This is a genomic window from Carboxylicivirga agarovorans, from assembly GCF_050589845.1.
In the GTDB taxonomy this organism is placed as follows: Bacteria; Bacteroidota; Bacteroidia; order Bacteroidales; family Marinilabiliaceae; genus Carboxylicivirga; species Carboxylicivirga agarovorans.
Genome location: NZ_JBNGPA010000063.1, coordinates 1 through 12315 on the forward strand (window position 1 = coordinate 1; position 12315 = coordinate 12315).

Here is a 12315-nt window from a genome sequence, read left to right on the forward strand (position 1 = left end):
CAAAAGTTTCTAAAACCACCTCCCGGTTCGTACCTCACCGGACTCCTCCTTTTTGTAAGGAGGAGAGCTGATTTACATGATGCATAGATCTATACGTTTATAAAACTTCTTTTCGAACACTAAAAGGTAAAGCGCAGCGACACCCTGGGATGACATCATCCCCATCAACCCGCATCAGCCTTCATTCCTGCCGGCCCACAACCACCTCAAGTGCGCCCTGAAGCCTTCTCGCCACCCTTGGCCCGGACTATTGCTCAGGCAAGCGCACTATTTATTTACAGCTTTTAATATTTTATCCACAAATTTGCACAAAATGTATTCCTGCGGAATGGATTTACAGCTTGTAATCAATAACCTCGGAATCATAAAGATCGGAATAATTAAGAATTGAGTATTCTTAATTATTTCAGCAATAGACATCAATTACACGGATTATTTCTTTGGAATTGATAACCAAGCTGTAAATAACGGGCTGAAGGCCCACATCATCAAAGCCTGGGGTAAAGCGTAGCGACGGCCCAGGTTAGGTAATGGGAATCAACCCGCTGCAACGGGGAATATGTTAATGCAGGAATTTGTTTGCAGCGGAATATCCACTAAATACAGTTTAAACACCCATCGGATGACTAATATGTATCGCATTTAGCCACTCCTTGAGTTAAAAACGTTTCTTAGCTTTTCACAAATACAAAATTACTTTCATCAAGCTCATTCTCACCATTATAACGGTAGGCGGCCAGTCGCCCTGTACCTGTAACACAGGCATCAACGCAGCAAACATTATGTGTGGGGATCATTGGTCCGCGGCCCATGCAGTAATGCCCGATAAAGACCAGTGGAGCTGATTTCGGGTATATTTTATAATCCGCTATTATTTCTGATGGAATCGTATAGTCTGGTAACAAAAACTTATTACCATAGCTTAGCTTTTTAAAGGTTTTACCCTTTGGTTTCGTCCACCATTTAATCCTGAAGTTCTCACGCTTGATATTTTGTGCATCTCTGATATGAAGATCTTTGGGCATGTTAAACTCAATGCCTTTTAATGTCTCAATAAATGCCCGACTATTTTCGGGGGTGGTTTCAGCAATAAGGCCTCTCAAGGTTTTTCTCTTGAGCTTACCATCGGTATATAACTTCGATATTTTATCAATATGCTCATCATTCCAATAAGCATGAACCACACGTATACCATTTAGTTCCAGATATAGAGGAAGTGTTCTGAGCCACTTAATATCACGTTTTAAGGCGCTTGAATTACCCTTGTATTCAAGTGCAAATTTGTAAAGCAGTTTGCAATTGTTATTGCCGGGAATACGTATTGGTTGTCCTTCATCATCCTTTGTAAAATAGAGGATGGCATTTACTTCATGATTACCAAGTATGGCCAGCCCGGTCCCTGCATTTACCATATCACGAATTAAATGTATAACACTTCTGCTGTTCGGTCCCCGATTAATATAGTCTCCGACAAAGACCGCTGTTCTGTAGCTATGAGACCATACACCATTGACCATGGTATAGCCCAGTTTAAGTAATAATTTTTGCAATAAAACGAGTTGGCCATGCACATCACCAATTATGTCGTAAAAATGTTCATCTTGGTGTGCTCTGTTTAAATTAACGGTCATTCTAAGCCTATTTTCGTTACATTTGGTTTGATGCTTTAAAAATATAATTTTTGAGCATTGCATCCATTTATAATTGATAAAAGTAAAGGAATAAAATGAGCTCACGCAGAGAATTTCTGAAGAAAACAGGTTTGGCGACCATTGGTGTCGCAGCCACAGCTGCAGCCTGCCAAACGGAGAATAAAAAACATATAAGTCAAACAACAACGCGTCCATTGGCCATCTCAACTTGGAAAAATGGCATGCAGGCCAATGAAGCGGGATGGAAGGTACTAAATTCTGGTGGTCGTGCTTTAGATGCCGTTGAACAGGGAGTAAAGGTTGTAGAAGCAGATCCAAACGATATGAGTGTTGGGTATGGTGGTCGTCCCGACAGAGATGGTATTGTAACCCTTGATGCCTGTATTATGGATGAGACTGGTAATGCAGGCTCAGTTTGTGCACTGGAGAATATTAAGCACCCTATTTCGGTGGCGCGGCGTGTAATGGAAAAAACACCACATGTTATGCTGGCAGGTGCCGGAGCGCTGCAATTTGCCAAAGAAGAGGGATTTGTTGAAGAGAATATCCTAACCGATAAAGCCAGGGAACAATGGCTTGAATGGCGTAAAACATCGGAATATAAACCTTTGATCAATATTGAAAACCACGACACTATTGGCATGCTGGCACTCGATCAGAAAGGGGATATTTCAGGAGCTTGTACAACAAGTGGATTGGCTTACAAAATGCATGGTCGGGTAGGAGACAGTCCTATTATTGGCGCGGGTATGTATTGCGATAACGAAATAGGCGGTGCTGTAGCAACAGGCATGGGCGAGTTGGTTATGAAAACACTGGGGTCATTCCTGGTGGTTGAATTAATGAACCAGGGTTTGAGTCCGCAACAGGCCGTTGAAGAAGCTATTGGTCGAATTGTTAAAAAGATTCCGGGCTACCAGGATTTCCAGATCGGATACCTGGCCATTAACAAAGCTGGTGAAGTAGGTGCCTACAGTCTTCATAAAGGGTTTAATTACGCGCTTTATGCCAATGATAATAACCAGTTGATTGATTCGGATTATTATTTGAAATGATGCTTAGGTGTGAATCGTCGAATTGTGGAGTTGATTAACTGTCGGATTAATTATTTCACCAATACACATCAATTACACTGATTATTCCTTCGGAATTGATTACCAAGCTGTAAATAACGGGCTGGAGGCCCACCGCCGATAGCTATCGGGGATGAATAGCCTGGGGTAAAGCGCAGCGAAACCCCAGCTTACTGTCATGTCAATATCATAACACTCAATGCATTTAATTACGCAATATTTCACAGAAACTATTAACTTGATAGGCTCAATTGAAGACTATGCTTAAAAGGATTAAATGGGGTATTATTGGTTGCGGAAATGTAACTGAGGTCAAGAGCGGTCCTGCCTTTAATAAAGTAGAAGGCAGCAGCTTGCAAATTGTCATGCGAAGAGATGCTAAAAAAGCAGAATCATATGCCGGTCGCCATGATGTGCCGCAATGGACAAAGTATGCTGACGAAGTCATTAACCATCCGGAGGTCAATGCTATATACATCGCAACGCCCCCTGGTTCTCACGCCGATTATGCCATTAGCGCTATGAAAGCCGGAAAAGCCGTTTATGTTGAAAAACCAATGGCTGCAACCTATGAACAGGCGCAACAAATGTTACAGGTGAGTCAGGAAACAGGCGTTCCATTATTCGTGGCATACTACCGACGCACCTTACCTGGTTTTTTGAAGGTGAAAGAACTGATTGATGATGGTGTGATTGGCCAAACACTCTATGTTAATATGCGCCTGATACGTCCGGCAAGGTCATATGAGATAAATGATGTGGATAATATCTGGCGTCTGCAACCTGAGCATTCAGGAGGTGGCATATTCTATGATCTGGCTTCTCATCAGCTCGATTTTCTTGACTACCTGTTTGGCCCTATTAAATCAGTATTTGGTGTTGCAGCTAACCGTGGTGGCTATTATGATGTGGAAGATACGGTCAGTGCTTCCATGCAGTTTGATACCGGGGTGGTTGGTAATGGTATCTGGTCGTTTGTGACCAATAAAGATGCTGAAGAAGATATTATTGAAGTGGTGGGTACCAAAGGGAAGGTACAACTCACCAGCTTCAAGCATGAACCGGTTGCTCTTTATAAGGATGGAGATGTCATTGAGTTCCCATATCTTAATCCTGAAAATATCCAATACAACCTGATCAAGCAGGTGGTTGAATCTCTGCAGGGGATCGGTGAATGTGTGAGTATGGCCAATAGCGCCATCAGAACCAATAAAGTAATGCATAAGATTGTGAAGGATTTTTATGAGTAGGGTGGTTTGGGTATTGTTTTAGCCCCCTTGGCCCGGACTATTGCTCAGGCCAACGCACTTTTTATTTACAGCTTTTAATATTTTATCCACAAATTTGCACAAATTGTATTCCTTCGGAATGGATTTACAGCTTTTAATCAATAACCTCGGAATCATAAAGATCGGAATAATTAAGATCGGAATAATTAAGAATTGAGTATTCTTAATTATTTCAGCAATAAACACAAATTATTCCTTCGGAATTGATTACCAAGCTGTAAATAACGGGCTGAAGGCCCACATCATCATAACCTGGGGTAAAGCGCAGCGACACCCCAGGACTAGTCATCCCCATCAACCCGCTGCAACCGCGAATATGTTAATGCCGGAATTAGTTTGCAGCGGAATAGGTAGTTGTATGTAAAGGAATATACTATCAACAGCAGCGTGATAGTTCACAGCTGGCAGGGGTTTCTTTACAAACAAAGCGGTAAACCGAGCGGCAATCCGTCTCTTAGAATACACTTAATACTCCATGAAAGTGATCTCCATCCCCGTAACTTCGCTACGCTACTTCCCCTTTAGCTCAGGCTCAAAGGAAAGAGTGGTGTTTGGGGATATTTCGTTGCATACAAGCTATATTCAGGGCGATAATCAACACCATATAGTACAAAAAAAGGGCGTCAACTGACGCCCTTTATAATATATTAAAAGCAGTAGTTACTTAACCACTTGCATAACAGAGTTGAAAATATCTTTGTTTTCTTCAATCTTGGCATCACTACCATATACACAATAGATATCCTTTGCTAACACATCTTCAACCATCTTATTCATGTTCTTGATGTCATCAGAAGTCGTGGCTAATATAGCGGCACGCTCAGACTGAAGCTCCTCAAGCGATGTTTTCCTGAAATAACGGGCGAAGGCAGTATTACCTTTTTGTGAAACAGTCTTGGGACCATCTAAACGAGCGATAGTACCAATAATAAAGCGAGTCATCTCCGTAGAGTCAGCGTTAAACTCATTCAGGAAGTTTGGTGTACCATCATAGTTTTCAAGTGTCTCTGTTAAATTAGGATCGCGGTATGATGCAAAATACACATTACCTGTCGATGAAAATCCACTGAATCCACCGTAAGCACCACCAATCACGCGAATTTGAGTCTGCAGGTAATCACGTGATAGGATCTGATTCAATACACGCATCTTACCATTGTAATCATAACCCAATTCTTTGAAGTTATAACCCTGAACAACAAACTGAACCTTAGATGTTGACATCAAACCTTCATTCTTTGGCTGTGGCTCGAACGACCATGTTGCTTTTGTAACAGGAGCATCCTGTAACTTAGCTGTAAAGTTATTCAAACCGGCTGTATAGGCAGGATAATTAGCTTCAGAACAAGTCACTGCAGCAGTCAGGTTATTACGATTAAATATTAGCTCAGCAGTTTTTTGTAGATTGGCAATCACCTCCGCTTTGTTGGCATCCCAATTGTCAGTTAACTCAGTGATGAAGTTGTAGTAATCCAAACCATCAATCTCTTCGTTAAACATGCCTGCAGGCGAATAATACGAGCCTAAGCGTGTTAAAGCAACACCAATACCATTGTTCTTGATGTACGACTCTGTTCTGGCCTGGTGACGGGTCAATAGTGATTTTAAACGCTCTTCATCGTCATATTTAGTCGTGGTCAGAATTTCAGTAATCAGTTCAAACATCTTTTCACTCTTGGCTTCAGTCGCTTTAGCTGTCACGCTTAACTTAGGAGCCATCTTATGAATGTCGTTCTCCTCTAAATATGAGCTAACACCTGTCCAGAAACCACCGGTGTGAATGTTAAGCTGGTTATCCAACTCCCCATAAGTATAACTTGCCGTGTTTAATTTACCCAATAAAGCAGTTTGTAACTGAGCATAAGGAATCAAATCCTGTGGCAATACCGATAGATCAAAATACAGCTTGTTATACAGAATATTACTGCTGAATTCGTTAAAGTGCAGAACAGGAACCTCATTGGATGCCTTTTCTTCAATCGAGTACCACTCCACTTCAGGAGAGATATCGGCCAGTGTTAACATTGGAATGGTAGCCAATGCTTCAGGAGAATCTTCTTCTTTCTGATAAGCGATCAGTGCCTTGGTATCAGCAACCAGTTTTTCTTTCTCTTCAACACTTAAAGAAGCCTTGTAAGCTTTCAATTCTTCATTGGTCTGCTCGTCCAGCTTAGCCTGCAAGCCCGGCTCAGGTTTCAAAGTAATTAGTAATGAGTGCGGGTTATCCAAAATATGCTTCTGACAAAGTTCCTCAAGCATATTGCTTGTCAATGCTTCTTTCACCTTAGCTAAAGGTGCTTCGTACTCTAATCCTAAGAATGGATCTTCGGCGAAGAACCAACCCTGGTAATTTGAGAAAGCAATCATAATACCTTTCTGAGGCGTATCACCTTCACGCATTCTGAATTCCATGCGGTTGATAATACCTTCAACGGTTTCCTTATCAAAACCTTCGGCAATCACTTTGTTGATGGCATCGAATACCACTTCTTTGAAACGAGCCTGATCTTCAGGATTAGCATTTTTAACCTGGATCTCAAGGATGTTCTGCATTGATTCAGAGAAATAACAGCTGACGTCTTTACCAATACCAGCTTCCTGAAGAGCAAGACGTACTGGTGCTGATTCATGACCAACCAATGCTTCGGTTATCACATTAAAAGCCATACACAGATCAACATCGGTACTTTCACCAATAACGAAATTAAGGCTTATATACGACTTATCTTTTGTATCAGCCCCTGCAGGCACAGGATATGTTTTTTCAGCTACTTTCATAGCATCAAAAGGCTTCTGCTTAGGTATTATCACCTTTTTATCCGACTTGTCATAGTTCACCAGGTAGTTATCGTTGATAAAAGCCATTTCTTTATCCAAATCGGCATTACCGTACAATAAAATGTATGAGTTTGACGGGTGATAGAACTTCTTATGGAAGTTAACAAAGTACTCATATGTCAGCTTAGGGATCTCAGTCGGGTAACCGCCCGAGGAAACACCATAAGTGTTATCGGGGAATAAGATTTTACTGGCCTGGTAATCCAGTTCGCGCGATGGAGAAGAGTATGCGCCCTTCATTTCGTTATATACAACACCTTTGTATACCACTTCACCATTCACATCATCCATTTCGTGGTGCCAGCCTTCCTGCTGAAGGATGCGTGGATCATCGTAAATGCTGGTATTAAATACAGCATCAAGGTACACATGCATCAGGTTGAAATAATCTTTGTCATTCATACTGGCAACCGGATAAGTTGTAATGTCTGAACCGGTCATGGCATTTAAGAACGTGTTTAATGAACCCTTTGTTAATACATCAAAAGGACTCTTAACTGGGAAATTTTTCGAACCATTCAATACAGAGTGCTCCAATATGTGAGGCGTACCGTAATCATGTTCCGGTGCTGTTTTAAATGCGATGTTAAACAGCTTGTTAGGGTCATCGGCTGCAACCTTGAACAGGCGCGCTCCACTTTTTTCGTGGATAAAATACAGACACTCGGCGTTCACCTCGTTCACGAAGCGTTTCTCAACCAATTTAAAGCCATTATATACCTGATCAACCTGGTATTTGCTACCTTGCTGAATACAGGCTCCCAGGCCCAGCAGAATGGTTAAGATTAAAGGAATGAATGTTTTTTTCATGAGTTGTGATTTATTAACTACCGTATCACAGTTGAGGGATTTGGGTAGTGCGGTTAATAATTAAGTTAACTAAGATAGTAATTTATATACAAGTAGTTGTGGATTTGTAAAAAAACTTAGTTGAAGATTATGTTTATTTGGAGAATAGGATGTGTGGTGATTTGTGGGGTGATTTACAGCTTTTAATATTTTATCCACAAATTTGCACAAATTGTATTCCTGCGGAATGGATTTACAGCTTTAATTGTTACCACGGATTGCACTAATTACACGAATTAATTCCTGCGGAATTTTTTATGATTTCACCAACACACATCAATTACACGAATTATTCCTTTGGAATTGATTACAAGCTGTAAATAACGGGCTGAAGGCCCACCCCCGATAGCTATCGGGGATGAATAACCTGGGGTAAAGCGCAGCGACACCCCAGGTTAGGTAATGGGAATCCACCCGCTGCAACCGCGAATATGTTAATGTGGGAATTAGTTTGCAGCGGAACAGGTAGTTGTATGGTTAAGGGGATACGATGTTGATTTACAGCTTTTAATATTTTATCCACAAATTCCACAAATTGTATTCCTGCGCAATTCTTAATTATTCCACCAATACACATCAATTACACGAATTATTCCTTCGGAATAGTTTGCCAAGCTGTAAATAACGGGCTGAAGGCCCACCCCCGATAGCTATCGGGGATGAATAACCTGGGGTAAAGCGCAGCGACACCCCAGGTTAGGTAATGGGAATCAACCCGCTGCAACCCCGAATATGTTAATGCAGGAATTTATTTGCAGCGGAACAGGAAGTTGTTTATAAAGTGCTATTCTATTATAAACAAAGGAATATTCCGGATTGTAAATTTTCCGATAACAATTCACCACCATTGTTAGTCACGCGCTGGATAAGGCACAATAAATTCATTTACCACCAATTGTATGATAATCACATGTACAAAAAAAACTCTGGTTGTAATGGTTCTGTGCAGGATAAACAGGGAAGTGCAGGTATTGAAGTAATGCTTATTCCAGCTCACCATTGCTGTATCGGCGCACATAACTGTAGATGGTTTCAAAATCAATGCGTTTATCGCATTTGGTATGCTTGACAAATACAAGGTCGTAAAAGTAACGGGTCACTTCCTTCAGGTTACGGGAGTTATTGACTTCCAGCTGATGGCGTTGCGTCAAAAGGTAGATGTAGCGTGCAAATTCCATGGGTGTACCATCGTAACGGGCATAATGACTGCATACCCTCGAACATTTTCTGTTTCTCAGCTTCTTTTTAAGGTATTTAATCAGGTGATCAAAGAATTGAGTCGGTGGGGCGTGTTTATAATTGGCATTCATCAGCTTGTAATGCGTGAAATTTTGCTTCCAGAACAATAGCTCATCTTCCATTGAAACAGACTCACACAAATGACTGTCAAGCCAATGGCTGTATTGATCTATGCTAAAGGATTTAGCATCACTAAGCGACACCGACAAAGAAAGCAGCATCCTGAACGACAACCAGTTTTCCCTCTCATTATATTCAGTAATGGCATTAAGCATCTGCCTCATACAACGGATGCATGCCATCTCTTCCTGGTGATTATTGGGTGGTCGGGTTAACCGTGCAATACATGGCTTGATTACGCTAATGGCATCTGCATTATGCAGCTTAGTGGCAGCATCCGCCACTTGATCGTATAGGCAGAGATACTCAATATCATCGGGCACAAAAATGACCCTTAACCATTGCATGGCATCGAGGTAGGGCTTTAACAGGTTTTCAAACCTTCTCCCTTGTAGTTCGATAGAAGGCAGCAGACTTACTTTGGACGGTCGGCTCTTCTCTGTATCGTAACTTTGAAAATAAGAGCATGCAGTGCGCAACAGGCTGCATATCATCATATAGAAAAGCAGATCTTCGGTAAAGGTATCGCAGGCCTGACTGTTTTTCGGTGGTAAATAATTCCAGGGTGTTTCCTCCAGTTGCTCTTTAATATTCAACAGGTTGTTTAAATTAGCATGTACCTGCTTCCAGCTTATGTTACCACTCTGTAATTGTTTCAGCCAGTTCAGTAATTCATTTTCACACTCACTATGTAGATAAGCAATATTTATGGTCCTGTCGGTTTGCAGTTCTTTCCATTGGCTGGCCTTATGCAACAGGATATACTGGTTGTATTGATGCAATTTAGAAAGCATAGCTTCATGTTAGAGGTTACAGGTTGTTTTAACTATTAAGATTGTAAAAAATTCACTTATTGACAAATGAAAAAATCGTTTTTTAAACCCCACTGCATCACTTTTAAATCAAGCGATTGCAGTGGGGTGGATTATGGATTGATCAGGGGCGGAAACCTATCTGTTACCTTAACCAGGCTGTGCTTTTTCCATGTACTGATCTCTCACGTCACCACAACCTAGGGAATCGTTACAAAACCAAGGTATTTGCTGTTGTTCACACCACTATTGTCCTCATGGTAGAAAGCCAGGTAGCAATGGATTTTAGTGCCCGAAGGACCGTCGGGCACTGCAAGGACACCGCCATTATTACTGCGACGAAATTCGCGCACCGAATAACTCGGATACAGGCCTTCACCAATACCCAGCATGATGGCATAGTTGTTATCATAGCGCTCCTCATCCTGCGTAATAGCTTGCCAGTCAAAAGTTATCTCATCGTCTTCAATGCTGACGGATTCCTTTTTTGCTGTTTCAAGCGAGCCCTTGGCAATCTGCAGCTTACTGTAGTTAATGCTCAAATCAGGATCCTCGCCTTCAACCACATGCGTTATGACCTGCTGCATTGCCGCATTAATCGGCAATTTGCGATCATTTTGGTTGCGATAACCAATGGTCACCACCGGGTAAAGCGGGTGCAGAAAATCCATGGCAAAGGCAAATTTGGCCCTTTGAAGCAATTGCTTCTCCGATGCCTTTTTATTACTGCGATCAGACAAGGAGCGCATGTAATTAATGCCTCGCCAGGTACTGCCAATAACATTGCCGACCTTACCTGTAAAGCCTCCTAGTATTCCTTTTTTGTATTGTCCCATTGTTACTTGTTTTTAAGGGTTTGACTTAAATTATTTTTATCTGCACCCCGACTGTTCGAGTCGCTTGCAGACTGGTCTTTGGGTGATGATCTGTCTTTGTTTTTCCTGAATATGCGCGTCAGGAAGGTTGACAACAGACCTGCCACCAGGGTGATAAGGGCCTTTAAGGCCAGGGTCTCCGGATCTGAATCAGTTGGCAACAGTTGCTCGCTGTTGGTGACCTCAAGAAGGCCCAGCGTGCCGGCTGATGCTATCAGAAAACTTCTTAACTCATTCATTACTTCCGTTTTAAGTGTGGGGGATGCCTGTATCAGGAGCATCCAATCGATTATCCGGCCGGGATACATTCACAAACATACTGCACCAAACAGCCCTCTGCAATGACAGTGCATGCATTGTAATTTGACAAAAGTGCTATGTGTCTGTAAAAGGGACTATTAACGCTTTGTACTTAACAATAATCACCAGTTAACTAGTATGCAAACGTTAGAGAAAAGGGCATTTTTACGCGAAAAACCACTTTTTTGTACCTTTTTTAGTCGTTTTCACCCTTTTTGAAGGCCATTTTGAGACATTTTTGGGTCATAATGCATGCTTCTTTGGTTTTTCTTCGGTAATTGTTCGGTAATTCATTGACTACGCGCGTAGCCGAACAAATACCGAACAGTTACCGAAGCGCCTCCGATTAAATACCGAAGGATTTACGACCTTGTTACGAAGTGGAGTGGAAGTAAGGGCGAATAAAATGGAAGTAGTCTAAGGTATGAATAGGGTAATAAATTATTGCCATGATGTAAATAACAGGTTGAAGGCCCACCCCCGATAGCTATCGGGGATGAATAGCCTGGGGTAAAGCGCAGCCACACCCTGGGTTAATTTATGCTAACCAGACTTCATGTGACGTTGTCCCAAACCCTACTTTCTTTTTGCCATTGCCGCAAAAAGAAAGGAAAAAAGTCTAGAGCAATAGAACCCTTCAGCCCGCATCAGCCTTCATTCCTGCCGGCCCACAACCACCTCAAGTGCGCCCTGAAGCCTTCTCGCCACCCTTGGCCCGGACTATTGCTCAGGCCAGCGCACTTTTTATTTACAGCTTTTAATATTATATCCACAAATTCCACAAATTGTATTCCTTCGGAATATTTAACTTTTTTAACCACGCCCCGAATTCTATCTGGGTACACGAATTAATCCTCCGTAATATTTTACCAAGCTGTAAATAACGGGCTGAAGGCCCAAATCATCATAGCCTGGGGTAAAGCGTAGCGACACCCCAGGTTAGGTAATGGGAATCAACCCGCTGCAACCCCGAATATGTTAATGTGGGAATTTGTTTGCAGCGGAATAGGTAGTTGTATGGTTAAAGGATAGGATGTTGATTTACGGCTTTTAATATTTGACCCACGCCCCGATATCTATCCGGGTAAAGCGCAGCGACACCCTGGATAAGTGATGCCAATCAGATCGTATGGGACTTTGTCCACGAGTGTTCGAAAAGATTCAAACATTCACATATATAGTGTTTTGCAAGCTGTAAATCAGCTCTCCTCCTGGCAAGGAGGAGTACCTCGACGAAGGAGAGGGGAGGTGGTTTTAAGTCTTTTTTA

At 41.9% G+C, this 12315-nt stretch carries 7 protein-coding genes; 2 read left to right on the forward strand and 5 right to left on the reverse strand.

Annotated elements, in window-relative coordinates; genetic code table 11:
• Nucleotides 1-671: 671 nt before the first annotated feature.
• A complete protein-coding gene (locus tag ACRD69_RS24900) occupies nt 672-1631 on the reverse strand; it encodes a metallophosphoesterase (RefSeq protein ID WP_430817847.1) in 960 nt (319 codons plus the stop codon).
• A 95-nt stretch (nt 1632-1726) separates the two neighbouring features.
• Between ACRD69_RS24900 and ACRD69_RS24905 the strand changes: the two genes are divergently transcribed.
• Both ACRD69_RS24905 and ACRD69_RS24910 read left to right on the forward strand, forming a co-directional pair.
• Nucleotides 1727-2707 carry a glycosylasparaginase gene (locus ACRD69_RS24905; RefSeq protein WP_430817848.1) on the forward strand — a complete coding sequence of 327 codons (981 nt, stop codon included), beginning with the start codon at nt 1727-1729 and terminating at the stop codon, nt 2705-2707.
• Between the two features lie 278 nt (nt 2708-2985).
• Nucleotides 2986-3975, forward strand: a complete 990-nt coding sequence (locus tag ACRD69_RS24910; RefSeq protein WP_430817849.1) for a Gfo/Idh/MocA family protein — start codon at nt 2986-2988, stop codon at nt 3973-3975.
• Between the two features lie 699 nt (nt 3976-4674).
• Here ACRD69_RS24910 and ACRD69_RS24915 read toward each other — a convergent pair.
• From ACRD69_RS24915 to ACRD69_RS24930, 4 genes are all read right to left on the reverse strand, one after another.
• Nucleotides 4675-7662 (reverse strand): insulinase family protein, encoded by a 2988-nt coding sequence (locus ACRD69_RS24915; protein ID WP_430817850.1) that lies wholly within the window; start codon nt 7660-7662, stop codon nt 4675-4677.
• 1022 nt (nt 7663-8684) lie between these two features.
• Nucleotides 8685-9854 (reverse strand): hypothetical protein, encoded by a 1170-nt coding sequence (locus ACRD69_RS24920; protein WP_430817851.1) that lies wholly within the window; start codon nt 9852-9854, stop codon nt 8685-8687.
• 218 nt (nt 9855-10072) lie between these two features.
• On the reverse strand, nt 10073-10708 hold the full coding sequence (locus ACRD69_RS24925; RefSeq protein WP_430817852.1) for a DUF6266 family protein: 636 nt from the start codon (nt 10706-10708) through the stop codon (nt 10073-10075).
• Between the two features lie 2 nt (nt 10709-10710).
• Nucleotides 10711-10986, reverse strand: a complete 276-nt coding sequence (locus ACRD69_RS24930; RefSeq protein ID WP_430817853.1) for a hypothetical protein — start codon at nt 10984-10986, stop codon at nt 10711-10713.
• Between the last annotated feature and the right edge of the window lie 1329 nt (nt 10987-12315).

Bases quoted from the DNA above. Each gene is read 5' to 3' on its own strand.
- ACRD69_RS24900 (WP_430817847.1), bottom strand. From the start codon at position 1,631: ATGACCGTTAATTTAAACAGAGCACACCAAGATGAACATTTTTACGAC.
- ACRD69_RS24905 (WP_430817848.1), top strand. From the start codon at position 1,727: ATGAGCTCACGCAGAGAATTTCTGAAGAAAACAGGTTTGGCGACCATT.
- ACRD69_RS24910 (WP_430817849.1), top strand. From the start codon at position 2,986: ATGCTTAAAAGGATTAAATGGGGTATTATTGGTTGCGGAAATGTAACT.
- ACRD69_RS24915 (WP_430817850.1), bottom strand. From the start codon at position 7,662: ATGAAAAAAACATTCATTCCTTTAATCTTAACCATTCTGCTGGGCCTG.
- ACRD69_RS24920 (WP_430817851.1), bottom strand. From the start codon at position 9,854: ATGCTTTCTAAATTGCATCAATACAACCAGTATATCCTGTTGCATAAG.
- ACRD69_RS24925 (WP_430817852.1), bottom strand. From the start codon at position 10,708: ATGGGACAATACAAAAAAGGAATACTAGGAGGCTTTACAGGTAAGGTC.
- ACRD69_RS24930 (WP_430817853.1), bottom strand. From the start codon at position 10,986: ATGAATGAGTTAAGAAGTTTTCTGATAGCATCAGCCGGCACGCTGGGC.